The organism is Chryseobacterium sp. UYP7, from assembly GCF_056279225.1.
The window spans coordinates 87,787-112,925 of sequence record NZ_JBWBQW010000006.1 but is presented as its reverse complement, the minus strand read 5'-3'; the positions used below and the strand labels follow the sequence as shown (position 1 = coordinate 112,925).

General features: G+C 35.8%; 20 protein-coding genes. 13 read left to right on the top strand and 7 right to left on the bottom strand.

The annotated features are described in order from the left end of the window. Window positions 1-28: 28 nt before the first annotated feature. Complete coding sequence (locus ACZ9HT_RS12895; protein ID WP_476040898.1) at window positions 29-1,957, top strand: M1 family aminopeptidase; 1,929 nt, start codon at window positions 29-31, stop codon at window positions 1,955-1,957. Between the two features lie 52 nt (window positions 1,958-2,009). Here the strand turns inward: ACZ9HT_RS12895 and ACZ9HT_RS12890 are convergent, their stop codons facing one another. The 4 genes from ACZ9HT_RS12890 to ACZ9HT_RS12875 form a co-directional block, all read right to left on the bottom strand. Further along, window positions 2,010-4,172 (bottom strand): DUF2339 domain-containing protein, encoded by a 2,163-nt coding sequence (locus tag ACZ9HT_RS12890; RefSeq protein ID WP_476040897.1) that lies wholly within the window; start codon window positions 4,170-4,172, stop codon window positions 2,010-2,012. A 29-nt stretch (window positions 4,173-4,201) separates the two neighbouring features. Beyond that, window positions 4,202-5,041 carry a prephenate dehydratase gene (gene pheA, locus ACZ9HT_RS12885; RefSeq protein ID WP_476040896.1) on the bottom strand — a complete coding sequence of 280 codons (840 nt, stop codon included), beginning with the start codon at window positions 5,039-5,041 and terminating at the stop codon, window positions 4,202-4,204. Next, entirely contained in the window at window positions 5,038-5,553 is a 516-nt protein-coding gene (locus ACZ9HT_RS12880; protein WP_476040895.1) for a hypothetical protein, read from the bottom strand. The genes pheA and ACZ9HT_RS12880 overlap by 4 nt, the downstream gene beginning before the upstream one ends. 417 nt (window positions 5,554-5,970) lie before the next feature. After that, the gene (locus tag ACZ9HT_RS12875) at window positions 5,971-6,414 is read right to left on the bottom strand and encodes a hypothetical protein (protein ID WP_476040894.1); all 444 of its coding nucleotides are present in this window, start codon (window positions 6,412-6,414) and stop codon (window positions 5,971-5,973) included. Between the two features lie 231 nt (window positions 6,415-6,645). Here ACZ9HT_RS12875 and pepE point away from each other — a divergent pair, with 231 nt between their 5' ends. After that, window positions 6,646-7,338: a dipeptidase PepE gene (gene pepE / locus ACZ9HT_RS12870; RefSeq protein WP_476040893.1), complete on the top strand. Its 693-nt coding sequence runs from the start codon at window positions 6,646-6,648 to the stop codon at window positions 7,336-7,338. A 2-nt stretch (window positions 7,339-7,340) separates the two neighbouring features. On the opposite strand, the gene ACZ9HT_RS12865 is transcribed toward pepE, so the two are convergent. Next, window positions 7,341-7,751 carry an acyl-CoA thioesterase gene (locus ACZ9HT_RS12865; RefSeq protein WP_476041004.1) on the bottom strand — a complete coding sequence of 137 codons (411 nt, stop codon included), beginning with the start codon at window positions 7,749-7,751 and terminating at the stop codon, window positions 7,341-7,343. A 134-nt stretch (window positions 7,752-7,885) separates the two neighbouring features. Here ACZ9HT_RS12865 and dnaA point away from each other — a divergent pair, with 134 nt between their 5' ends. The 4 genes from dnaA (at window position 7,886) to ACZ9HT_RS12845 (ending at window position 11,144) form a co-directional block, all read left to right on the top strand. Then, window positions 7,886-9,340 carry a chromosomal replication initiator protein DnaA gene (dnaA, locus tag ACZ9HT_RS12860; RefSeq protein WP_476040892.1) on the top strand — a complete coding sequence of 485 codons (1,455 nt, stop codon included), beginning with the start codon at window positions 7,886-7,888 and terminating at the stop codon, window positions 9,338-9,340. Window positions 9,341-9,431: 91 nt separating this feature from the next. Further along, window positions 9,432-9,890, top strand: a complete 459-nt coding sequence (locus ACZ9HT_RS12855) for a low molecular weight protein-tyrosine-phosphatase (RefSeq protein ID WP_476040891.1) — start codon at window positions 9,432-9,434, stop codon at window positions 9,888-9,890. Between the two features lie 113 nt (window positions 9,891-10,003). After that, window positions 10,004-10,702: an SAM-dependent methyltransferase gene (locus tag ACZ9HT_RS12850; protein WP_476040890.1), complete on the top strand. Its 699-nt coding sequence runs from the start codon at window positions 10,004-10,006 to the stop codon at window positions 10,700-10,702. A 64-nt stretch (window positions 10,703-10,766) separates the two neighbouring features. After that, window positions 10,767-11,144, top strand: coding sequence for a hypothetical protein (locus ACZ9HT_RS12845; protein WP_476040889.1), 378 nt, complete (start codon window positions 10,767-10,769; stop codon window positions 11,142-11,144). Window positions 11,145-11,219: 75 nt separating this feature from the next. On the opposite strand, the gene ACZ9HT_RS12840 is transcribed toward ACZ9HT_RS12845, so the two are convergent. Further along, a complete protein-coding gene (locus ACZ9HT_RS12840) occupies window positions 11,220-11,693 on the bottom strand; it encodes an Mpo1 family 2-hydroxy fatty acid dioxygenase (RefSeq protein WP_476040888.1) in 474 nt (157 codons plus the stop codon). A 138-nt stretch (window positions 11,694-11,831) separates the two neighbouring features. Here ACZ9HT_RS12840 and ACZ9HT_RS12835 point away from each other — a divergent pair, with 138 nt between their 5' ends. Next, on the top strand, window positions 11,832-12,545 hold the full coding sequence (locus ACZ9HT_RS12835) for a class I SAM-dependent methyltransferase (protein WP_476040887.1): 714 nt from the start codon (window positions 11,832-11,834) through the stop codon (window positions 12,543-12,545). A gap of 38 nt (window positions 12,546-12,583) precedes the next feature. On the opposite strand, the gene metG is transcribed toward ACZ9HT_RS12835, so the two are convergent. Further along, entirely contained in the window at window positions 12,584-14,617 is a 2,034-nt protein-coding gene (metG, locus tag ACZ9HT_RS12830) for a methionine--tRNA ligase (protein WP_476040886.1), read from the bottom strand. Between the two features lie 595 nt (window positions 14,618-15,212). On the opposite strand from metG, the gene ACZ9HT_RS12825 reads away from it, so the two are divergent. The 6 genes from ACZ9HT_RS12825 to ACZ9HT_RS12800 all read left to right on the top strand — a co-directional run bounded on the left by ACZ9HT_RS12825 (window position 15,213) and on the right by ACZ9HT_RS12800 (window position 25,096). Continuing rightward, window positions 15,213-17,939, top strand: coding sequence for a SusC/RagA family TonB-linked outer membrane protein (locus tag ACZ9HT_RS12825; RefSeq protein WP_476040885.1), 2,727 nt, complete (start codon window positions 15,213-15,215; stop codon window positions 17,937-17,939). 11 nt (window positions 17,940-17,950) lie between these two features. After that, window positions 17,951-19,525 (top strand): RagB/SusD family nutrient uptake outer membrane protein, encoded by a 1,575-nt coding sequence (locus ACZ9HT_RS12820; RefSeq protein ID WP_476040884.1) that lies wholly within the window; start codon window positions 17,951-17,953, stop codon window positions 19,523-19,525. Window positions 19,526-19,536: 11 nt separating this feature from the next. Continuing rightward, the gene (locus ACZ9HT_RS12815) at window positions 19,537-20,649 is read left to right on the top strand and encodes a SusE domain-containing protein (protein WP_476040883.1); all 1,113 of its coding nucleotides are present in this window, start codon (window positions 19,537-19,539) and stop codon (window positions 20,647-20,649) included. Between the two features lie 34 nt (window positions 20,650-20,683). Further along, entirely contained in the window at window positions 20,684-22,114 is a 1,431-nt protein-coding gene (locus ACZ9HT_RS12810) for a SusE domain-containing protein (RefSeq protein ID WP_476040882.1), read from the top strand. 131 nt (window positions 22,115-22,245) lie between these two features. Continuing rightward, window positions 22,246-24,402, top strand: coding sequence for a glycoside hydrolase family 97 protein (locus ACZ9HT_RS12805; protein WP_476040881.1), 2,157 nt, complete (start codon window positions 22,246-22,248; stop codon window positions 24,400-24,402). Between the two features lie 94 nt (window positions 24,403-24,496). Further along, entirely contained in the window at window positions 24,497-25,096 is a 600-nt protein-coding gene (locus ACZ9HT_RS12800; protein WP_476040880.1) for a transposase, read from the top strand. The last annotated feature ends 43 nt before the right edge of the window (window positions 25,097-25,139 follow it).

The following is a 25,139-nucleotide window of genomic DNA, read 5'->3' as shown; positions in this document are numbered from 1 at the left end:
TTTTTATCTTTAATTTAAATTTCAGACCATGAAAAAGCTCTATTTCTTTTTAATTGCAATTTTTTTTTCCATTTCGGTAACTTCTCAAGTCTACTCAGAAAATAAAGATCTGGTCGAAAGAGAATTGGGGAATTACGAAAAAATGATCAATTATAATGTGAATCCAAACACGTTAAATTACGATCTCAAATACCAAAGAATGGAGGTGAAATTAGATCCCGCGGTTTTGCAGATTTCGGGTTCGGTGACTTCTCATTTTTTATCGAATCAGATCATGTCGGGAATTTATTTTGATTTTACCGACCAAATTCCTGTCTCCGAAGTGCTTTATCACGGAATAAATTTAAATTTTCAGCAATTATCAACCAAGGAATTAAAAATTGATTTTCCGGCTTCTTTGCCTGCGAACACGCTGAATTCTTTGACCGTGAGATACTCCGGCGTTCCCGATAATACGGGCAGAACTTCTTTCTATGTTTCTACCCACAACGGAAGTCCTGTTTTGTCGACTTTATCTGAACCTTACGGCGCCCAAAACTGGTTTCCCACAAAGCAAAGTATGAACGATAAGATTGAAAAATTCGATCTAAAAATTACAACGCCTGATCAATACAGCGTTGCTGCGAACGGCTTGTTGATGTCGGAGAATTTACTTCCGGGAAATAAAAAAATCACGTTCTGGCGGACGCAATATCCCACAGCAGCTTATTTAATTGCGGTGTCAATCGGTGATTTCATTAAAACAAATGATGTAATTGGAACTACCTCGTTTCCTTACGTCAATTACATTTACCCAGACACGAGCGCGAATCCAACGATACAATCCAATTTAGAATGGACAAAACAATGCATGACGGTTTTTGAAACTTATTTCGGACCTTATCCTTTCTCCAGCGAAAAGTATGGACACATGGAATTTGCTGTGAACGGAGCAGCGATGGAGCATCAAACCATGTCATCTATGAATTCTTTTGCCAGATCAACGATTGCGCACGAACTTTCTCACCAGTGGTTTGGTGATAAAATTACGTGTGGATCCTGGAATGAAGCCTGGCTGAACGAAGGTTTTGCGACGTTTGCGGAACAGCTTATTTTCGAGAAAAATATGATGACGCACGAAGAGTTTTTAGCCCATTTATCGAATCAGATCAACACGATCACAAGTCTGCCGAATGGAAAAATTTATGTGAGCGACATTGATTTGGGAAGTATCCCGACGGTTTTCAGCGGAAGATTGTCTTATATTAAAGGCGGTTATGTTTTGCGAATGATAAAGTGGATTTTGGGTGATGAGATTTTTTATCAGATGATGAAAGATTATACTTCAAATCCGGCATTTGCTTACCAGTATGCAACGACAGAAGATTTTAAAACTCAGATTCTCACTTCAACAGGAAAGGATCTTTCGGGCTTTTTTAATGACTGGATTTATGGCGAAGGTTATCCAACATACAACATTAAATGGAATCAGCCAGTTGACAATCAGGATGTTAAATTTCTGGTGTCTCAAACACAAAGCGATCCGTCAGTCATTTTTTTTGAATTGCCTTTGCCGATCAGAGTTACAGGAACCAATGGAGAAACCGCAGATTTAGTTCTGGAAAATACGTCAAACAATCAGTCATTTTCAAAATTGGTCAACTTTCAGGTTGCGGGTGTTTCGTTTAATAGAGAACTGGAGATCGTTCAAAAGAATTCTACCGTAACTTTTGATCCTGCTTTGGCGATCAGTTCAGCATTGAAGGATGAAATGATTTTATTCCCAAATCCGGTAAAAAATGAATTGAACTTCAAAGGAATATCTAGAACAGAAAGTTACCAGGTATTTTCAGTAGATGGAAAATTAATTAAATCCGGGAAATATATTCCATCAAAATCAATTGATGTTTCCAGTTTCACGAAAGGAATTTATATTATTAAAATCAGCGGAAAAAGTTTCAAATTCACTAAGAATTAAATAAAATAGATTTATTCTTTCAACGAAGATTTCTACACTTTCTCGATATTTTCTATTTCAAATTTTTAATAATTCCCTTTATTTTTTGGAAGGTAAATGAACTTGTGAGCAAAATTAATCCTAGAATAATAAAGGCAATAATTCTGGAAATATTATCCATTTTCCAGACATCGTACGTATATAATTTGAGCGCCATTAAGAGAATAAGGAAGAAACCAATTTTAGTAAGTTCCGGCAGGTTTTTCTTTAAGCCTAAAAATAGATAAAAGACCGCCATGATCGTCCAGATAATCGGTAAGAAGAAGATGGTGAAATATCTTTGAATTTCAGATATGCTCTGAATTTTATCCAGATTAATCCATTGATAGAGGTGCGAAAATTCAATACTAATAATAAAAACAAGTGTTAATGCAACGAACCAGAAATCACTTTTACTTTCAAATGATCTGTTTTTAATCAACCGGTAAACCGCAAAAATTAGGGGAATTAAATAGAGCAAATAATAGCTGTAAGAAATTTCTTTATTCGATAAAACTTCCGCAAAATCTGGAATTAAAATCATGAGTAACGATAATACGAGCGAAATATAGATCAAAACCTTTTCTTCATTTATTTTCAGTAAAAACCGATTCAGCAGCAGTAAAATAAAGATGAAATATAAGGCGTACAGAACTGAAGTTACAGAAATAAAAGACAGAGCGTTATTTTGCAGTTGATTTAAAATTTCGAATAAACCCACAAGAAAAATATTGCCCAAAACCAGGAATTTAAAATAATCGGCTTCAAGAAATAAAGTTTTTTTAGGTTCTTCAATTTTTTTAAGTTGAAAGTAATTGAAGGTTAAACAAATGCTTACCAAAATCCCCGTCAGAAAAACAGGATTCAGAATTGGATTTAAATTTTCTGAGTCTGCATATCTGGACCAGGTGAAAACTTCTGCAACAAGAACCAAAATAATCAGAACATTAAAAGACTTTTGAAAAATTTTTTGTTTAGTTTTCTTCCATAAAAATAAAATCAACACACTTTCTACCGCCCAAATAGTCGTGATCAAATGCATTTTAAATTGAAGCGCAATTGCAGCCGTAATCAAACTTAAAGAAAGACCCACAAAAATTGGATGATAAAGATTATTCCTGTTTTTTCTTTTTTCGAAAAGCCAAAGTAGAATGTTTATTCCCGAAAATAAAAGCGGGAATAAAGCCAGTGGCTGCAGCTGTAAACGGATGAAAATATAGGTTATTCCAATAATGCTGATGAAATTGATCAGCACTAACAAAAGAAGATCTTGAGAGTCTAAACTGGATCGTTTGAAATAATTCCGAAGCGCAAAAGCATAAAAAATGAGATAAAAGAGGACGAAGAAATAAATGGAACGGATTTCAATTTTATCCATCATCCAAAAACCTACGTACAGATAAGTGGCGAAAAATGTGACCCAGCCAATACTTTTCCAGTTTTTGAGATAGGCGATCGCAAGCATTCCTAAATTTAAAAGAGAAAGGTAAGAGAAGAGAAAAAGGTAATTAGAATGTCCTGTGCTGATCATTAATGGCGACGCAAAACCACCGATCAAAGCAAAAATGATCAGGACTTCGCTGTCATAAAAATAAGAGATCGCAACGGCGAGAATGGTGATGACTAACAAAAAGGTGAAAGCGATGTTTTGCGAAAATAAATGATATTCCTGAAACGAGATCGTAACACTTAAATAAAGCACTGCTAAACCGCCACCACTGAGGATCGCTGAAAATATTTTATTATTTTTTTTGAGGAAATATCCAAGGCTCAAGATTCCTAATCCGACGAAAATTCCGATGAGGAAACGCATGGTTTCTCCGATCCAGTTTTTATCGATGGCGTATTTTATAAAATATCCGATGCCAAGTACCAAAGTTAAAATCCCAATGATCGTAAGAATATTGTTCTTTATGAAATCAAAAACGCCATTAATCCAGTTTTCAGTTTCAGGAAAACTTTCAGTTTGTATTTCTTCTTTAGAAGTTGGAGTTTGTGTTTTTTGAAGAACAAATGTTTTCTGACCTTTTTCCAGAAAAGGAACGTTGGATTGAACAGATTTTTCTCCCGCTATTTCCAGACTTTGAATTTTCTTTTTTAAATCAAAAATCTCCTTTTCAAGATTTCTTAATTTGTTGTTGAAATAGACAAATGTAAAAAAAACTCCGATTAAAAAGAGGATAAAAATAAAGGTCATTCAATTTTTTTTTAAATTTAAAGAAATTGTTAGCTTTCTAATACGTATTCGTCGTAATGACCCAGAAATTTTACATGTGCACCAAAAGATTTCAATTCTTCCAGCGCATTTTCCGACAAAACCGGATGCCATTCATTGGCGACATTAATAAAGAAAAAGTAATTGCCTAAGCCAGTTTTTAGAGTACGGCTTTCAATTTTTGAGAGGTTCATTTTTCGCCAGGCAAAAACCGATAAAACCTGATGCAGCCCGCCTGCATGATCTTCCGGAAGCGTAATGATCAAAGAAGTTTTCTCCGAAGTTTTCGGAAAATCCAGTTTCAAAATATCTTTCTTTTTGGAGATGACAATAAACTTGGTGTGATTCTGCTCAAAATCCTGAATGTTGGCATTCATGATTTTTAAACCGTATAATTTCGCAGCATAAGAATTAGCGATCGCTGCCCATTTCTCCTGAGGATTTTCTGCAACTAATTTCGCAGAAGCAGAAGTGGAGCTGAAATCCTGTGTTTCAATGTTTTTAAAATGATCGTTTCTAAAATGGAAAGTTTGCGCCAAAGCTTGAGGGTGCGAAATGATCTTGTCGAAATATTCGTTGTTCGGGTGAACCATTAACTGATGTGCAATCGGCATTACCACTTCGGTTTCTATAAAGATATTTTTGAAGTCGTAGAGATAATCCAAAGTCATGGAAACCGTTCCTTCGATTGAATTTTCGAGGGGAACAACAGCTTTTTCAACTTCGCCAATGTCTACGGCATTAAAGCAGTCTAAAATGCTGGAGTGTGGAATAATATCGTGATCAGGAAAAATTTGGGAGCACGCCAACTGCGTGAAACTTGCGTGTGGACCAAGGAAAGCGATTTTCATTTCAGGTCTTTTTGGTTGCGCTTAATGCCGCCCGTTCGTTTTGTAATTCCATTTCTTTCGTCCTGAGAAATCGTCCAGATATTCAAAAATTTCTGACCGTTGTTTTCAATGATCTCCGTATCGATAATGGCGTCCTTTACAATTTTTACTTTCGTGTCTTTCAGTAAGATCGCGTTAATGTACACTGGATTTATTTCGTCTAATCTATGATGAATGTTGAGGCTTGATAAAGAAACAGTTTCATTGTTTTCGATCTTTGTCTTCAGAGAAATATCAATAATGCCTTCTGTAGAAAAATTGGTAAAATCGCCTAAGTTTTCCGGTAAATTATCGGATTTATAAATGCTTACCGAAGTGATTTCCGTGGAATGAATGAGCTTCATTTGAGTCTCGTTGGAAATAACTCCATCAACAATATATAAAGGATAAATCCCACTTTTCTCTTTTAAAGAGATTTCCTGTGCGAAACAGAACGTTGAAAAAAGCGTCAGTATTAAAAGGAGATTTTTCATCGTATAAAAATAGTTAATGTTTGCTAATAAACGCCAATTTTGGTCTTTAATTATTCTGCTTTAAAAATTTCGAGCGATCTGAGTAACCTTCCTGATTCTTAGAAAAAAGGAAAAGTTGGTTTGAAAATTAATAATCACAGGATTTGCTGTGGGCCATTGTTTCCCTTGAGAAGAGAAATTTTTGAAGGGCGTTTAACCGTGATCAATATTGATGCGATTGCAGTAGATCTTCTGCTGCGAAAATAAAAGATCGATAGTCAGTAGGAAAATTGCGGAAAAGAAGATCTGATTTTTATAGCAACTTTTTTGGAAGATAGTAAAGATAATACCTTAAATCGAGAAATTATTGGTGCGATTAAAGCAAAAAAAATCCATACAAAAAGTACAGATTTTATGATTCTGAAAAGCTGTGATGTTTTAACCAACCACCTCCGCATTAATTCCTGCGTGCATTGCACTGCGTGAAAGAGAGATTTGTGGCATCGCGTAGATCTGCGATTTTGCCCGTAACGCAACCACTTTCTTCACGTAATCTAAATTTTTTGCCTGCTCCAAAGTCATATTTGGAAACTCATAGATTTTTACGACATTATTTTTTTCAAAAGATTTTTTAATGGTCTGCAACTCTTCATCATTTCTACAAGCAACGCTGGTGATCAATCTTTCAACGCCTGTTTGCATTATCGGAGTGTTCAAACCTAATATCTTTTTCCAGAAATTTCTTTTTTCTTCTCTGGCGTTGCTGAGGTCTGTATTGTAAATAATATAATCTTCGTTTCTGATTCCTGATCTTTCTAAATCTGCAGAAATTTCTTTCGTAAATTCTTTGCTTGGAAATAATCCTACTACTGTATAATTCATCTTGTTGTTTTTTGTTGTTAATTTCACTGCAAAGATAAATCATATTAGTGTCATAAAAGTTAATATTTAATTAATTGGTGTGAAATTGATAAAAATCATGTAATATTTTACGAATATAATAATTATAGATAAAACATATTTAGTTTCTGCGCAATCTGATATAATTGGCGAAGGATTTTGCTTCTCCATATTAATAGTAATAACTTTGATTTTTAACAAATACTATTAATTATGAACGTACTCCTGGCTTCAACTTCTACGCTTTACGGCGGAAAATATTTAGAATATATCAAAAAAGAAATAGCTGAACTTTTTAAAGGAACCGATGAAATTATTTTTATTCCTTTAGCACGACCAGGCGGAATTTCCCACGAAGATTACACCGCCAGAGCGCGCGACTTTTTTTCTGAACTCCAGATTAAAGTAAAAGGACTGCATGAATTCGAAAATAAAATTGAAGCAGTTAATTCCGCGAAAGGATTTTTTACGGGTGGCGGAAATACTTTTGTTTTGGTAAAAACTTTGCACGAAGAAAATCTGATGCAACTTTTAAAGGAGAATGTAGAAAAGGGAAAACCTTATTTAGGAAGCAGCGCCGGATCGAATATTGGCGGCCTCAATATGAAAACTACGAATGATATGCCGATCGTTTATCCTGAAAGTTTTGAAACGATGGGATTGGTTCCGTTCGACATCAATCCACATTATCTGGATCCAGATCCGGAATTAAAACACAACGGCGAAACCAGAGAAACGCGGATCAAAGAATTTTTAACTCAGAATGACACCAAGGTCGTTGGACTTCGGGAAGGAAACTGGATCCGTAAAACCGGAAATAAAATCACGGTTGAAGGAAATGAACTGACCCGGATTTTCGAAAAAAATAAAGAGCCCTATGAAATTAAACCCGGAACAGAAGTTTAATTCTATTCTTGCCAGTTTTTTTTGATAATTTTCATTAAAAAGTCCGGACATTTTACAATCTTATTGGTTTTAGCATCCAAAAAGAAGAGCGTCGTTTTAGCTTCGGTTATTTTCTGTTTGGAACTGTTATAAATTTCATACTCAAATTCTACGCGAACTCCCGGAATTTTTTTAATGAAGGTATGAATTTCAAGAATTTCATCATACAAAGCAGGCTTCAAATACTTAATGCTGTACTCCGAAACAGGGAGCCAAATTCCCTGATTTTCAATCTCATCATACGATATTCCAAGGGTGCGAAAAAGTTCTACTCGAGCTACTTCAAAATACGTGGCGTAATTGCCATAATAGACGTATTTCATAGGGTCGGTTTCGGCGTAACGTACTCTAATTGAGTTGGTTGTGTGTATCATTTTAAGTTCTAATTTGGTCATACAAATATATTTTTAAATAATCAATAGGACAAAAATTTTTTTTAGAAATTTTAAAATTCCATCTTTGTCTTCCCGCCAAAATCAAATATTGCAGGACTAATTGCTGAAAGAAAATGAACGAAAATTTAACACTTATTTGGGAAAAATGTCTTCAGTTTATGAGGGATAACCTTAACGCCGCTGAAGATAATACCGACTTGAAAAAATTAGAAAATTCTTTCGATTTGCTGTTCGATAATGTGCAGCCGGTTTCCTTAATAAGTAACAATCTTACCCTTTTGGTCCCAAGTGATTTTTATAAGGAATACATTGAGGATAATTATTTGTCTCTACTTTCTGCAGCACTCAAGAAAAACATTGGAAAAGGCGTCAAACTTTGGTATTCCGTAATGGAAAACAGACCTAGCGGACAGGAACAGCCAATTACGGTGAACTTTAAAGGTAAAACTATTGCAACACCGAAAGTTCAGGAAACTTTGCCACCTTCATTTTCTCAGAATTTAATCAATCCTTTTGTGGTTCCGGGAATGAAGAAAGTGAATATCGATTCTAATTTGAAAGCCGATTTTTCTTTTGACAATTATGTAGAAGGGGAAAGCAATAAATTTGCTTCCACTGTAGCGAAATCTATCGCGAAAAGACCGGGTGCAACTGCTTTTAACCCTTTGTTTTTACATGGAGGTTATGGAGTTGGTAAAACGCATTTAGGTCACGCCATCGGTTTAGAAGTTAAAAATTCTTATCCGGATAAAGTGGTTCTATATTTATCTTCCGAGAAATTTATTCAGCAGTTTGTTTCAGCGGCGAAAGCTCATAAACAAACAGAATTTGCGAATTTTTATCAAATGGTAGATGTTTTAATTATTGATGATATTCAGTTTTTATCCGGTAAAAAATCTACGCAGGACAGTTTCTTCCATATTTTCGATTATTTGCACCAGAACGGAAAGCAGATCATTTTAACTTCTGATAAAGCACCGGTTGATATTTTAGATATTCAGGAACGAATTGTTTCCCGATTTAAATGGGGACTTTCTGCGGAAATTAAATCTCCGGATTTCGATACCAGAAGAAGAATTATCGTTGATAAATTAAGCCGCGACGGAATTGTTTTAACGGAAGATATGTTGGATTACCTGGCGTCGGAAGTAAAAACTAATGTTCGGGAATTGATCGGGGTTATTAATTCAGTGATTGCCTATTCGACCATATATAAGTCAGATTTATCACTGGAACTGCTAAAAGAAACCATCAGTAAGATCGCAGCGAACCAGAAAAAAGTTATCAACATTCCTTATATTCAGGATGTTGTTTGTGAATATTTTGGGATCGAAAGAGAGCAGCTTTTATCGAAAACACGTAAAAGAGAAATCGCTTTACCAAGACAGTTGGCGATGTATTTTGCAAAAGAGTTAACCAACGCAACCTTCACCAAAATTGGAGAAGAAATGGGTGGAAAAGATCACTCAACGGTGATGTATGCTTGCGATACGATTAAAGATGTTTCGAAAATCGATAAGGAGCTCAAAAAATACGTAAAAGAATTAGGCGAAAAAATTAGACAGTAATTTGCTCGTTAAATATTAAGATAAATAGAAGGGATTTTTTTAAATTCCTTTTTTTATTTGTATTTTTCGAACTTTATAAAAATAGTTTTATATGAAAATTTTAATGGTTTGTCTTGGAAATATTTGCAGAAGTCCACTTGCAGAAGGGATTTTAAAATCAAAATTACCAGATAATTTCACGGTAGATTCTGCGGGAACGCTGGAGAATAACGCAGGTAAAAGTCCGGATCACCGGTCTTTAGAAACTGCTAAAAATTATAATATCGATATTTCGTCGCAGAAGTCCAGACTTTTTGTTGCCGAGGATTTTCAGAATTACGACCGTATTTTTGTGATGGACCGCAATAATTTGAAAGATGTATTGTCCTTGACGAACGATGAAACTGAACGTCAGAAAGTTTCTTTAATTCTAGGAGATCAGGAAGTTCCAGATCCTTTCTGGAGTGAAATGGAAGATTTCGATAAAGTATATCAAATGCTTGATAAAGCTTCTGACAAGATTGCTGAAGAATTAAAAGAGTCCGTTTTGAAAGAGCCTGGTAAAAAGTAAAAAGAGCCAAGTTGATTTAGTAGTTTTAAAAAAAAAATTTATTCTAATTATTAAATTATCAAATCATCAAATCATCAAATCATCAAATCAAGTAATCATCAAATCAATTCATCATGCTTTTCCTTATTCCAGCTTATATCTCCGAAAACTCTCCTATTGATTATTTCGCACCTGCGATCAAAGAATATGTTTTAAAAACCGACTACTTTTTTGTAGAAAATGAAAAGACGGCTCGAAAAGTCATCAAATTTTTTGCGCCAGGAAAGAAGCAGGCTGATCTGAAACTATTTCTTTTGGATAAATATTCGGAAAGAAAGGATCTTCAGGAAGCGCAAATGTTGATGATCAAAGGTCAGGATTTTGGTTTGCTCTCCGAAGCTGGACTTCCCTGTATCGCTGATCCCGGAAATGTCATGGTAAAATGGTGTCATGAAAATTCGGTGCAGGTCGTTCCTGTTAATGGACCTTCATCTATTATTTTAGCGTTGATCGCAAGTGGTTTTAATGGGCAGGAATTTACCTTCCATGGCTATTTACCGATCAACCGGACGGAAAGGAAATCCAAAACTTTGTGGCTGGAAAATCAATTGAATTCAACAGGATATTCCCAGATCTTTATGGAAACTCCGTATCGCAACAATCCGCTTTTTGAGGATCTGTGTAAGTTTCTTTCCCCACAAACTAAGCTTTGTATCGCCGCAAATATTAACGATCCGGAAAATGAATTTATTAAGACCTTAACCATCAAAGAATGGCAGAAAAATAAACCGGAACTTCACAAAATTCCAGCAGTTTTTGTCATTGGAAAATAAAGTTTAACAATCATTAACAGCTTGTTTGCATCATTGTTGCCTTTAATCTCTGAAATAAATTATTATGTCAGAAAAAAAATTAGCAGGAATCTGGATGGATTCAGAAAATGCAGTTGTAGTTAAAAATCATGATATCGAAAGTGCCTTTAAATTCTTTTTGTGTGATCCTGTAAAGAGAGATGTACAGCACGGGAACTCCAGCGAGAAAAACGCAAATAATGTTGAGCAGACTAATACTGCAAAGTATTTCAAAGATCTGGAGCATTTGATCACCAATACAGAAGAATTGTATGTTACCGGAACGGGAACAATTCAAGAGCAATTTAAAAATCATCTGGCAGAAACTCCTCAATTCAAAAATTTGAAAGTGACTCTTGGTACAGACCAAAAAATGAGTGGCGAGCATTTTTTAGAAATGGTTAAAGAACATTTCAACGCTTAAGATATTTTTTTATAAAATAACAAACCGTTTCTTCACGATTGAAGAGACGGTTTTTTTTGCTTTGAAAACAAATTTTTAATATTTAATTCCAGATTTTTTTAATAAGAAATGTAAAAGCCAGATCGGACCAATTAAAAGAAATTGCAGATCTTTTAGAAAGCTTGGTTTTTTGCCTTCGATCTTATGTCCGTAAAATTGTCCGATCCAGGAAAGGACAAAAACTGCGACAAACAAAATCCAGGATTGATGTTCTAATTTAATGTTCACGAAGTAAACCAAATGTTCCATCAAAAGCAAGATAACAATCATTATTAAAGCGATTCTCCAGGATAATCTAAAATAAAAGACCGTTATCAAAAGTACTGCTACCAACGAAATGATACTTATTGCGCCAAAATAAAGCACGAAAATATGCGGTGCAGGAATTAGAGAAATGAGTCCTAAAATCGACCAAAATATTAAAGGAACACAAATCCAGTGAATCGTTTTATTGGTGTGGTTCTGGTGACTTTCGGCATATTCTGCGAAGAGTTGGTCAATTTTTCTCATGTTCTAAAACTTTAATCTAATTTATAAAATATCTTCCTGAAATCAATACTATATTTTAGTTGGATGACTTTTCCTGTAGACATCGCTTTTTTTAAATCTTATTTTGAATTTCCTTATTTTTGAAAAAATTTTATTGGAATGAAAGATTTAATGGGACAGGCAATTTGGGATTACTATCAGAATGGAACTGCAGAAAATATTTTGACAGAAACGTCTATTTCTGAAATTGATGATTTGCCGGTTGAGTATCTTTTCAGAGACTTCCAGGACATGAATTTAATTGAACAAAAAGCACTGCAATTATCGACAGGGAAAACCTTAGATATTGGTTCCGGTGCAGGTTCGCACAGTTTATATCTACAAAATGATAAAGGTTTAGAAGTTTTAGCTTTAGATATTTCTCCGAAAGCGGTGGAAGTTTCAAAATTAAGAGGATTGAAAAATGTTTTATCTTCGGACATTTTGAATTTTTCAGGAGAGACTTTTGATACTGTTTTGCTTTTGATGAACGGCACCGGAATTTTTCAATCGCTGGATAAAATTGATATCTATTTAGAAAAATTATATTCTTTACTCAACGAAAAAGGACAGATTTTAATCGACAGCACCGATATTCTTTACATGTATGATCGCGATGATGATGGTGGTGTGATGGTTCCGGCAGATCATTATTATGGTGAAGTCGATTATTTTATGCACTATAAATTAGACACCGAAAAGCCGATCAAATGGCTCTATCTGGATTTTGAAACGTTTGAAAGGGCCGCAGAAAATAACGGATTTAAGATTGAAAAAATATTGCAGGAAGAAGATTCTTTTTTAGCAAGATTAACAAAAAAAGACCTGAATTAATTTTCAGGTCTTTTTTTATGAAGTGTTTGAATTAAATATTATCCGATTTCAATACCGTTTTCAACAGTTTCGGTAGGCGTTACAAAAACTAATTTTCCTTCAGCGTTATTTGTTAAAAGCAACATTCCCTGAGATTCGATTCCTCTGATTTTACGTGGAGCCAGATTTAATAAAATCATGACTTGTTTCCCAACGCATTCTTCTGGTGTGAAACTTTCAGCAACTCCAGAAACTACAGTTCTTACATCAACTCCTGTATCTACGGAGAATTTCAATAGTTTATCTGCTTTCTCTACTTTTTCTGCAGTTAGAATTGTTGCAGTTCTTAAATCTATTTTGGTAAAATCATCAAATTGAATTTCTTCTTTCATCGGGTTGGCTTTAGAATTTGTTTTTTTGTTGGATTCTTTCGTATTCTCTAATTTTTGAATTTGAAATTCAATAGTTTCATCTTCAATTTTCGAGAATAATAATTCAGCCGGATTAATTAGATGTCCGGTTTTGATTAATACTCTTTCGTTTTTAATGTCTGTCCAGGTTAATTGAGAAACATTAAACATTTTCTGTAATTTCTCAGCGCTGAAAGGTAAGAATGGTTCGCATATTTGTGCTAACCCAACGGCGATTTGCGCTGCAACGAAAAGAGATTGTGCTGCTTTTTCAGGATTATCTTTAATTGTTTTCCAAGGTTCTTCAATTTGAAGGTATTGATTTCCGAAACGCGCTAAATTCATCATTGCAGTTAAAGCATTTCTGAATTCGTAATGTTCCAGAAAATTTTCAACTTCGGTAGCAGCTTTTGTAATTTCGTTTAATTCTTCAGCATTTTCATTTCCGGCCGGAACAACTCCGTCGTAATATTTGTGAATCAGAACTGCAACTCTATTAATAAAATTTCCGAAAATTCCGACTAACTCTGAATTATTTTTGGTCTGGAAATCTTTCCACGTAAAGTTATTGTCCTTGGTTTCCGGTGCGGAAGAAAGAAGAGAATAACGCAAAACATCTTGCTGTCCCGGAAATTCCTGAACATATTCGTGCGCCCAAACCGCCCAGTTACGGGAGGTTGAGATCTTGTCGTTTTCTAAATTTAAAAATTCAAAAGCAGGAACATTCGTTGGCATAATATAGTCGCCATGCGCTTTCATCATTGCCGGAAAAATAATGCAGTGGAAAACAATATTGTCTTTTCCGATGAAATGGACTAAATCAGAGTCTTTATTCTGCCAGTAATCTTTCCAGTCTTTTCCTTTTTTTTCTGCCCATTCCTGAGTGAAAGAAATATAGCCAATCGGTGCATCAAACCAAACATAAAGCACTTTTCCTTCTGCATTTGGAAGTGGAACAGGAACGCCCCAGTTCAAATCGCGAGTCATTGCTCTTGGTTTCAAACCATCGGTTAGCCATGATTTTACTTGTCCGTAAACATTCGGTTTCCAATCATCTTTATGACCTTCAATGATCCAGTCATTCAAGAAATCTTCGTATTCATTTAAAGGAAGATACCAGTTTTTAGTTTCCTTCAAAATCGGAACATTTCCACTTAACATGGATTTGGGATTGATCAATTCGGAGGGAGAAAGGGTAGAACCACATTTTTCACACTGATCGCCGTAAGCGTTTTCATTGCCACAATTCGGACAAGTTCCCACGATATAACGGTCGGCTAAAAACTCATTAGCTTGTTCATCGAAGTATTGTTCTGAAACTTCTTCGATAAACTTCTCTTTATTATATAAGGTCTTGAAAAAATCCTGACTCACATCGTGATGCCTTTTAGAAGTCGTTCTAGAATATTCATCAAAAGAAATACCCAGATCTTCGAAAGATTTTTTGATAATTCCATGGTATTTATCTACAATATACTGCGGAGTTACGCCTTCTTTTTTTGCACGAATGGTAATTGGAATTCCGTGTTCATCGGAACCACAAATAAAAGCAACGTCTTTTCCCAATCTTCTGTTGAATCTTGCATAAACATCTGCAGGAATATAAACTCCCGCTAAATGGCCAATATGAACCGGACCGTTTGCGTAGGGCAAAGCTGCGGTAATTAATTTTCTATCTGACATTTTTCTGTTCTAATTTTTGCAAAGATAAGGGTTTGAAGACTTAATTAAAAATCAATGTTTTCGTATTTAATTTTTTGTAAAATATCTTATTTCATCATAAATATTTACAGCGTTTCTGTTTTTAATTTTAATCTCACGCAAGTTCAAATAGTATTTTTCTGTGATTTAGTTTCGTGGTATTTCACACTTCTAACACCTTTTATTAAATATTTATAGTGCATCATATCTGTAGACACTGGAGTGGATCTAAATGCTATTAATTTGAAATAAAGTCTTAAAAATGGTTAAATTAAGCTCACCGAATTGAATAATATTCTTTATTTTTAAGTACTTATAGTCTTTTCAATGCTAAAATCGCTAAACGAATGTTTAACTAATTGTTAAATTTTTATAGTCTCCAAATGAGGAAATATGTTTTTAACTTATTCTTTTTCAGTATTTTAAATAAAATTGACCTTTTTAAGATATGATTTTTATCAGAAGAAATTAACAATTTTAATAAAAAATTAATAATAATTGTTTTTTTGATTAAATTGCGATACTTCCATTGATGAAGTAGTTATGTATTGAATATTAATTCTTAAATTTTATTTTTGTGAGAAACTATACTACAGTTTTGAAAATTGCGCCGGCCTTTTTACTTTTTGCCGGAACAATGTTACACGCACAAACAACAGATTCAGTTAAAACTGCTGAAATTGAGCAGGTTGTTTTGATTGGTTACGGTAAGCAGAAAAAATCGGATCTCACAGGATCTATTACCTCTGTAACCGCTAAAGATTTTAATAGTGGAGCAAATAGTCCTGCTCAGCTGATCCAAGGAAAAACGCCGGGGGTTACTATTGTTAATAATAGTGGAGCACCTGGAGCTGGAGCGTCTATTCGAATTAGAGGTATTGGATCACTTAATGGATCGCAGGCTCCGTTAATTGTTATTGATGGTGTTCCGCAGGATTTCAGTGGGATCAGTGGTGCTTCGGATCCTCTTTCATTAATAAATCCAAATGATATTCAAAGTTTTGATATCCTGAAAGATGCATCTGCAACCGCAATTTACGGGAACAGAGCTTCTAATGGTGTTATCTTAATTACTACAAAACAGGGATCTGCTGGAAGATTGAAAATTAATTTCTCTACAATGATGTCTGTATCTACGAAGATGGGAAATGTTCCTGTTCTGGACGGTGATCAGTATCGTGCTTTTGTAAACAGTTTTGCAAGCAGCACTTATAAAGCGCAGTTAGGAACTGCCAATACAAACTGGCAAGATCTCATTTACCAGGAAGCTTGGGGTACCGACAATAATTTGGCGTTGAGTGGTGGTATTAAAGGTTTGCCTTATAGATTATCGATCGGGTACAACGATCAAAATGGTATTGTAAAAACAAATTCATTTAGAAGATCGTCTGTTGCATTAAATTTAAATCCAAAATTTTTCGATAACCACTTAACTGTGAATGTTAACGCAAAAGGAACTTACACCGATAACCGTTTCCCGGCCGGTGGAGTGATTGGAAGTGCAACTTACTTTGATCCAACACAATCCGTTTACTCCGGAAACAGTAATTACGGAGGTTATTATGAGTGGCTTTTGAACGGTACTCTAAACGTGAATTCTAATGCAAACCCTTTAGCTCAGTTAGATGCTGTTAGAGATATCTCTTCTGTATATAGAGGATTAGGAAATATTCAGCTTGATTATAAATTACACTTCCTGCCTGATTTACACATTAATGTAAATGCTGGTTATGACTATGCAAAAGGCGATGGTTTTACGAGAATCAGTCCGATCTATAAATCTGGATTTAATATTTTAGGGTCTAATAGAGAATACACGATCGAGAAGAAAAATAAATTGCTCGAAACTTATTTAAGTTACACGAAAAACATTACTGCTATTGATACCAATTTGGATCTAACTGCGGGTTATTCTTATCAGGATTTTCAAACCCAGGCACCAGTAGTTAAAACTATTCAGGGGAATGGGCAACCGGGTAATATTACGCCGGAAATTGATAGAAAAGCGGTATTGCTCTCTTATTACGGTAGAGGGATTTTTACTGTTGCCAATAAATATATCCTTTCTGCATCAATAAGAAGAGATGGATCTTCAAGATTTTTTAATGGAACGAGAGATAATATTTGGGGTAATTTCCCGGGAGTCTCTGTAGCGTGGAAAGTTAATGAAGAAAATTTCTTAAAGGATAGTGGAGTAAACACTTTAAAAGTTAGAGCTGGTTGGGGAAAAACAGGAAATCAGGAATTAGGCGATAATTATTATCCCGCATTTGCTAATTATTCGGCAAGTGTTCAGGGAGCGGAATACCAGTTTGGGAGTCAGTATTATTACATGCTGAGACCCGATATTTATAATCCGCTTCTTACCTGGGAAACTACTACTACACAAAATATTGGAATAGATTACGGTTTTGCTAAAAACAGAGTATTCGGTTCCATCGATATCTATCAGAAAAAAGCTGAAGATTTATTAGTACGAGCTAATATTGCTGCGGGTGATTTAAGCAATGTAAACGTACTTAATGCCGGTGACATGGATACCAAAGGGATTGAGGGTTCAATTACTGTTGTGCCAATAAAAACTGAAAGCACTAACTGGGAAGTTTCCTTTAATGCAACCCATTATAATTCTAAAGTGACCAACCTTGTTCAGGGTGCTGATGATTCTTTTAATCTACCAGTTGGTGATATTACCGGCGGAACAGGAAATAAAATTCAGGCGCATGCAGTTGGATATAATCCGTATTCTTTCCGAGTATATCAACAAGTTTACGGTGATAACGGGAAACCGCTAGACGGTGTTTATGTTGATAGAAATGGGGATGGAATTATTAATTCAAAAGATCTTTATTTCTATAAATCCAGCCAGCCGGATCTTACACTAGGATTTAATACCAAAGTGGCGTATAAAAACTGGGACGCAAGTTTAAGCGCGAGAGCAGTTTTAGGAAATTATGTCTATAATAATGCGGCTTCTAACAGTTCATTGCAATCGGCAGCTACAAACAGTTATTTGCAAAATGTTTATTCTTCAGCAGCTGATTATCGTTTTGCAACACCAAAATATTTCTCAGACATTTTTGTGGAAAACGCCTCTTTCTTGAGATTAGACAACGTTAATCTGGGTTATAATTTTAAAGATATTTTTAATAGCGGCAGTGCATTAAGAGTTTATGCAATGGCACAAAATGTATTTGTAATTACAGATTACACCGGCGTAGATCCGGAAGTTTTCGGCGGTATTGATAATGGATATTATCAGTCACCAAAAATCTATTCTTTGGGACTTAATTTTAATTTTTAATAACAGAAAAAATGATACGTAAAAATTTTAAAATACTAACAATAGCAGCAGTCTTCGGATTAGTTTCTTTGACTTCTTGCGTAAGTGATCTCGAACAGGAACCTCGCGTAGGAATGACCTCCGCAAGTATTTTCGGTGATTACAATAATTACCCAAATGCTTTAGCAAAAGTTTACGGTGGTTTTGCAAATGGTGGACAGCAATCCAACGGGGGAGATTCTGATGTGAACGATATTGACGGTAACTTTTCGCAGTATACCAGAATGTTATTTACCATGCAGGAAATACCAACCGATGAGGCAGTAATTGCCTGGAATGATGGTAATCTTACGACTATTCATAAAATGACCTGGGATTCGTCAAATGAATTTATTGCTGGATTATATTATCGAATATTCACTCAAATCGCTACATCAAATGAGTTTTTGAGAAACGTGACCGATGAAAAATTAGCAGCTAACAATATTAGCGGAGATAATCTTACCGAAGCGAAATACATGCGTGCTGAAGCAAGATATCTACGGGCATTATCTTATTATTATGCTTTAGATTTATATGGGAATGTTCCTTTTGTTGATGAATCTTATTTGCCTGGTTCTGTGACGCCGCCAGCGAGAATTACGCGGGCAGATCTTTTTAAATTTGTAGAATCGGAATTACTGGCTGTTGCTGATCAGCTAAAAGCTCCCAAATCTAATTCTTATGCGAGAGCAGATCAGGCTGCAGCATGGTCTCTACTGGCTAAACTTTATCTTAATTCCAAAGTTTACACCGGAGTTGAACACAATAATGATGTAATTACATATTGTAATAAAGTCATTGGTGCAGGATATTCTTTGAAAGGTAAATACGGAGATTTATTCCTCGCAGATAACGATCAGAATAATCCAGAAGTTATTTTCCCGATTGCTTTTGATGGCGTTCACACTCAAACATCTGGTGGGTCAACTTATATGGTTCACGCTGCGGTTGGTGGAACAATGCCGGCTGAAGCTATGTTTGGAATCGCTGGTGGTTGGAGTGGTCTTAGAACTACTTCTGCTTATGTTGGTTTGTTTAACTCAAATGATCAAAGAGGAAATTTTTACAAAGATGGTCAAACCCTTGAGATCAATGATTTAGGAAGTTTTACTGATGGATATGCCTTTGTGAAATATAAAAATTTAACAAGTACCGGAGCTTTTGGAAGTGATGCTGCTAAAAATTATTGTGATGCCGATATCCCGGTATTTAGGCTTGCAGATATTTACTTAATGTATGCAGAAGCAACTTTAAGAGGTGGTAATGGGAATTTATCAACAGCATTAGGATTTGTAAATTCTCTAAGAACAAGAGCCGAAGCTACTCCTGTAGGTTCTATTAATTTAGATTTTATGCTGGATGAAAGAGGAAGAGAGTTAGGTTGGGAGCTAACCAGAAGAACAGATCTTATTCGTTTTGGTAAATTTACAACCGGAGCATACCTTTGGCCTTGGAAAGGTAATGTAAAAGATGGAACAGCCGTTGGAGAGTACAGAAACCTCTATCCAATCCCGGCAAAAGATATTGTCGCAAACCCTAACTTAGTTCAGAATCCTGGCTATTAATTATTAAACAAATGAAAACAAATATTTTAAATAAAATAATTTTTGCTTTTATCGCTATAATCGGTTTAATTGCCTGTAGCGACAGAGAGTTAGTAACGGTGAACAGTACCGGCGCCCCGATGGTGATGGACCTTTCTGCCGAGAATTTATTTCTGGATCAGAATTTTCCAGATAATCCAGCTTTAACCGTAACATGGACTGCAGCGCAATACTCCGTTCCTGTAGCAGTAAGTTATAACGTTGAAATCTCCGCAGACGCAGCATTTACTGCACCTTCGCAGATGAGCGTTGTTACAGAATCACAAAGAAATGTATCTTTTACGACGAGGCAACTAAATGAAGCTGCAAAAAGAATAGGATTAACGCCTAATATTGCACAAAACATGTATTTTAGAGTAACATCTTACATTGGTGCAGCAGATTTACCTGCAGTTTCGAACATAACGAGCCTAAGCATAACTCCATATGCAGCAAGCCCAACTTACGATTTCCAGGATTTATTCATCATCGGAAATGCAGCAGTAGGAAACTGGGATAACAACGCCGATAATATGACATTGGTACCCGTGTTAAAAACAGGTAACCCAAATCAATATACTTTCACCGGGTTTTTTAAAGAAAAAAGTGGTACTGAAACTGCAGGTTTCAAAATTATAAAAGTAAAAGGATCTTGGGATGCGCAATTTGGAAAAGGAGCCACAGAAGGCCAGTTGAGTACGGATGGCGGTTCAGGTAATTTTTCAGTTCCGGCAGACGGTTATTACAAATTTACTGTTGATACCGCAGCGCTTACCTATACTTTGGTTCCGGTTGCTGCACCTACAGCTGTTTACACCAGTATGTCAATAATTGGTACTGTAAACGGAGATGATTTTGTTACCGACAGACAGTTAACGCAATCTGCTTTTGATGCCCATTTGTGGTATGTTTCTGGAGCTGCATTATCGGCAGGTGAATTTAAATTTAGAGCAAACAATGCCTGGGATGATAATTGGGGCGGAAGTTCTGAATATTTCGGAACTGCAACCAAAGGTGCTGGGAATATTCCTTTAGCGTCCGAATGGATTTATGATGTTTATTTCAATGATGCAACAGGTGCTTACACGATAATTCCTGTTAAATAATCATTATGATCTTTTAATCATTAATAAAAATAAAATGAAAAATATATTTAAAATTATAGGGCTGCTAATTTTGCCATTGCTTTTAGTGCAGGCATGCAGAGATGACGCAGATAGAAACTGGACCAATCCGGAAGCGTCGTTTAAATTATATGACACCACATTAGGTGCCACCACGTTATATCCGACAATGGAGGCAAATCCCTTTATTCTTACGTGGGATAAGGTTGAAGGTGCCGGTAATTATTCTGTAGTAGTTTCTGCTACCGAAGATTTTGCAGCCAAAGCAGAGATCGGAACTTCTACAGCCAATACGCTTAAAACGACGATCGGAAGTCTTAACATGGCAATGCTGCAGGCAGGTTTAAATCCTTATTCTGCGCAAAAGGCTTTTGTGAGAGTTGAAAATGGAACGGCAGTTTCTAATGCCATATCTTTCACAGTAACTCCTTATCCATCGGCAGTACCTGTTATCACTAGTCCAACAGCAGGACAAGCGATTGTTTTAGATGCTGCAAATCCAACAGTGGTTGCAACTACCGTTACATGGACTGATTATGCTTATGGTGTTGATGTTAACTACACCGTTGAAATCGCAGCCAAAGGTTCAACTGATTTTAAAACTGCAGGTACTACTTTAAATACTAAATCATTAAGCTGGACGAATTTCGTTCTAAATGATGCAGTTCTTAAATTAAGATTTCCCGTTGGTGTTGCTTCGGATGTGGATGTTAGAGTTACTGCTACTACAGCATCTACGGGAGGTACCATTACAAAAGTATCAAAACTGACTACATTTTCTGTAACTCCATATCAACCGGCGTTTGTCAACTTCTACTTAGTTGGTGGCGGAACTTCTGTAGGTTGGGATGCTCCAAATGCGCAGCTTTTACATAACAATAACGAAATTTCCGAGATCTATACTTATTTGCTGAATGATGGTGAGTTCCGATTCCTGGGTCAACAGGATTGGAATCCAATTAATTACAGTTTAAACAGTGATGGAATTAAATCAGACTACAAATTTTTCAATACGTGGTCCAGCAATTTGGTTCCTTCAGGATCTGAAAATATGAAATTTACAGGAAACTCCGGAATGTATAAAATTACCATCGATCAAAATTCCCGTGACATTACTGTAACTCCGTCATCGTCGCCAACTTTACCGACAGATGTTTATCTGGTAGGTTCACTACAGGGCTGGAATGCAGGTACAGCAATTAAAATGACTCAGGTCAATGATGGATTGTATGAGTACAATATCGCAATTCCTGATGGTGCTGAATTCAAATTTTTGGGTCAGCAGGACTGGTCAGGTTTGGAATGGGGAAATATCCACAGTGCAGGAAACACAGGATTTTTAGGTCCTAATGGCGACAACAATAATATCCAGTTTAGTGGTGGCGGTAATATGTATAAAATTACAGCCAACGTTAAAATGGGAACTTATACCCTTACTCCTCAGTAATCAAGTATAAAATAATAATGAAACTGTTGCTTTTAGCAGCAGTTTTTTTTGTTTTTTTGAGAATAAACACCGCTGAAATCCTTGGTCAGTACTGCTATTTTCTTTAAATTTAATAATTCGAAAAAATCATTATGAAGAATTTCAAAATATCTGCGCTTTTCCTTTTGATGGGAAGTTTCGCACTCAACGCACAAACTTTAAAATCCCCCGACGGAAAATTCGAAATGAACTTTCAATTAAAATCCGGCGTGCCTTATTATAATTTAAAATATGAAGGAAAGACCGTTGTCGAAGATTCAAAATTAGGATTGCGATTGCTTAAAGATGGCGATATCCAGTTTGCTTCCGAGATCGAAGGTAAAGATCAAAAAGGAAAAGATCTGGACAATGGATTTACGAAAACCAGTGAAAAATTTGATTCCAAAAATGAAAGCTGGGATCCGATCATGGGCGAGAAAAAATCCTACATCAATCATTATAATGAACTGGCAGTTACTTTAGATCAAGCTGCGAGCCAACGGCATATCGTGGTAAAATTCCGTTTGTTCGACGATGGTTTAGGTTTCAGATATGAATTACCCGAGCAAAAAAATCTGAATTATTTCGTCATTAAAGAAGAAGATTCCGAGATCGATTTGCCAACCGATATGAAAGCTTGGTGGCTCGCCGGAGATTATGATACCGAAGAATATCAAACCCAAACTTCTAACTTGTCCGAAGTTCCTGCAAAGTGGCCAACTTCTTACGATGGAAACGCCTCTCAGACTCCAATCAAAAATGCGGTGCAAATGCCTTTAATGTTAAAAAAAGAAGGCAAAGATCAGTTATACATGAATATTTCAGAAGCTGCCGTGATCAATTATGCAGCCGCAAATCTGGAATTGGATGCAACTAACTTCAAATTTAAAACCCATTTAACTCCCGACGGACAAGGCGCAAAAGGATATATGCAAACTCCCGCAGTTTCTCCGTGGCGAACTATTATCGTTTCTCCAAAAGCCGAAGAAGTTCTGGCTTCTAAAATGATTTTTAATCTGAACGAACCGACGCAATACAAAGACACTTCCTACATTCATCCCACAAAATACATGGGCGTTTGGTGGGAGATGATCATCGGAAAATCCCAGTGGGCGTATTCAACTGCGAATAATGTCCATATCGGGAAAACAGATTTTTCTAAATTAACACCGAATGGAAAACACGCCGCCAACAATACGAAAGTAAAAGAATACATCGATTTCGCTTCAGCAAACGGTTTCGATGCTTTATTGATCGAAGGCTGGAATACCGGTTGGGAAGATTGGTTCGGCCACAGCAAAGAATTCGTCTTCGATTTTATCACGCCTTATCCAGATTTCGATATCAAAATGCTGAACGATTATGCGCATTCAAAAAATTTGAAATTAATGATGCATCATGAAACTTCGGGTTCCGCAACCAACTACGAAAGATGGGCAGATGACGCCTTTAAACTCATGAATAAATATGATTACGAATCTGTAAAAACGGGTTATGTCGGAAATATTATTCCGCGCGGCGAACATCATTATTCCCAGTGGATGATCAATCACTATTTAAGAATTGCAGAGAAAGCCAACGATTACAAGATCATGGTCAACTCTCATGAATCGGTTCGTCCAACGGGTTTAAGCAGAACTTATCCAAACTGGATCGCTGCAGAAGCGGCACGTGGAACAGAGTTCGAAGCATTCGGTGGAAATAATCCTGATCATCAAACCATTTTACCGTTTACCCGATTTATGGGCGGACCGATGGATTACACACCGGGAATTTTCCAGACCAAATTCGATTATTATTTTCCTGGCGATACCAGATTTGTGAAAACCACGTTGGCGAAACAGTTGGCGTTGTATGTGGTGATGTATTCGCCGCTTCAAATGGCAGCCGATCTACCGGAAAATTACGCTAAACATATGGACGCTTTTCAGTTCATCAAGGACGTTGCTTTAGATTGGGACGATACTAAAATTTTGTCGGCCGAACCTGGAGATTACATTCACACCGCGCGTAAAACAAAAGGAAAGGACGAATGGTTCGTGGGTGGAATCACGGATGAAAATGCCAGAACTTACACCGTAGATTTTTCTTTCCTTCCAAAAGGTAAAAAGTACGAAGCAACCGTTTATGCAGATGGCGACGATGCCGATTATATCAACAATCCGCAGTCTTACAAGATCTATAAGAAAACTGTTACCAGCAAATCCAAACTCCCAATGAAGTTAGCCAGAAGCGGTGGTTACGCGATTTCCGTAAAAGTGATCCGATAGTGGAAAAGAAATTTTAGATAAAATAAGAGATGGAATGAATATTAGGAAACCTCATAGGTTTTTAAAACCTATGAGGTTTATAAATAATTGAATCATGAAAACGAATGAACCACCTTATGAAAATTTTGAATTTGAACAAATTTATCATTTGTACACAAGGGTAAGTGGAAATGAAAATGTTTTTAGAAATGATAATAACTTCAACTTTTTCTTGAGTAAAGTTAGAAAATATTTATTGCCTATTTTAGAAATTCACGCTTATTGTTTGGTTCCAAAAAGATTCAGTTTTTTAATTTCATTTCGCTCGCAAGATGAAATATTTAAGAATTTAAAATTGGAAAATATAGAAATTTCAGAAGATAAAATTCATAAAACCCTGATGCAACCGATTAGTAATTTACTCAATTCATATTCGAAAGCGTATAATAAAATGTACGGAAGAAAAGGGGCGCTGTTTATCGATTATATCAAGCGGGAAAAAATTGATGATGTTGAACTTTTGAAAAATATTTTTAGAAAAATTCATCAAATACCAACTGAGAGTTTTTCAAATGTCGCCTTCGAAGAATGGAAGTATTCTTCAGACCAATCATATATTGATGACCAGAAATTCAGCAAAATTAATCGTGAAATGATGATGCAGTATTTTTCGGGTAAAGAGGAATTTATTTCATTTCATCAAAAATTCATTTAAAAAAATAATCCTTACAGGTTTCGAAAACCGGTAAGGATTCCTA

What these genes read in the sequence shown, in the direction of transcription:
- ACZ9HT_RS12855 (WP_476040891.1), top strand. Translation starts at nt 9,432, where the DNA reads ATGAAAATTTTAATGGTTTGTCTTGGAAATATTTGCAGAAGTCCACTT.
- ACZ9HT_RS12815 (WP_476040883.1), top strand. Translation starts at nt 19,537, where the DNA reads ATGAAAACAAATATTTTAAATAAAATAATTTTTGCTTTTATCGCTATA.
- ACZ9HT_RS12840 (WP_476040888.1), bottom strand. Translation starts at nt 11,693, where the DNA reads ATGAGAAAAATTGACCAACTCTTCGCAGAATATGCCGAAAGTCACCAG.
- ACZ9HT_RS12850 (WP_476040890.1), top strand. Translation starts at nt 10,004, where the DNA reads ATGCTTTTCCTTATTCCAGCTTATATCTCCGAAAACTCTCCTATTGAT.
- pheA (WP_476040896.1), bottom strand. Translation starts at nt 5,041, where the DNA reads ATGAAAATCGCTTTCCTTGGTCCACACGCAAGTTTCACGCAGTTGGCG.
- ACZ9HT_RS12800 (WP_476040880.1), top strand. Translation starts at nt 24,497, where the DNA reads ATGAAAACGAATGAACCACCTTATGAAAATTTTGAATTTGAACAAATT.
- dnaA (WP_476040892.1), top strand. Translation starts at nt 7,886, where the DNA reads ATGAACGAAAATTTAACACTTATTTGGGAAAAATGTCTTCAGTTTATG.
- ACZ9HT_RS12845 (WP_476040889.1), top strand. Translation starts at nt 10,767, where the DNA reads ATGTCAGAAAAAAAATTAGCAGGAATCTGGATGGATTCAGAAAATGCA.
- ACZ9HT_RS12835 (WP_476040887.1), top strand. Translation starts at nt 11,832, where the DNA reads ATGAAAGATTTAATGGGACAGGCAATTTGGGATTACTATCAGAATGGA.
- metG (WP_476040886.1), bottom strand. Translation starts at nt 14,617, where the DNA reads ATGTCAGATAGAAAATTAATTACCGCAGCTTTGCCCTACGCAAACGGT.
- ACZ9HT_RS12865 (WP_476041004.1), bottom strand. Translation starts at nt 7,751, where the DNA reads ATGATACACACAACCAACTCAATTAGAGTACGTTACGCCGAAACCGAC.
- ACZ9HT_RS12880 (WP_476040895.1), bottom strand. Translation starts at nt 5,553, where the DNA reads ATGAAAAATCTCCTTTTAATACTGACGCTTTTTTCAACGTTCTGTTTC.
- ACZ9HT_RS12890 (WP_476040897.1), bottom strand. Translation starts at nt 4,172, where the DNA reads ATGACCTTTATTTTTATCCTCTTTTTAATCGGAGTTTTTTTTACATTT.
- pepE (WP_476040893.1), top strand. Translation starts at nt 6,646, where the DNA reads ATGAACGTACTCCTGGCTTCAACTTCTACGCTTTACGGCGGAAAATAT.
- ACZ9HT_RS12805 (WP_476040881.1), top strand. Translation starts at nt 22,246, where the DNA reads ATGAAGAATTTCAAAATATCTGCGCTTTTCCTTTTGATGGGAAGTTTC.
- ACZ9HT_RS12820 (WP_476040884.1), top strand. Translation starts at nt 17,951, where the DNA reads ATGATACGTAAAAATTTTAAAATACTAACAATAGCAGCAGTCTTCGGA.
- ACZ9HT_RS12895 (WP_476040898.1), top strand. Translation starts at nt 29, where the DNA reads ATGAAAAAGCTCTATTTCTTTTTAATTGCAATTTTTTTTTCCATTTCG.
- ACZ9HT_RS12810 (WP_476040882.1), top strand. Translation starts at nt 20,684, where the DNA reads ATGAAAAATATATTTAAAATTATAGGGCTGCTAATTTTGCCATTGCTT.
- ACZ9HT_RS12875 (WP_476040894.1), bottom strand. Translation starts at nt 6,414, where the DNA reads ATGAATTATACAGTAGTAGGATTATTTCCAAGCAAAGAATTTACGAAA.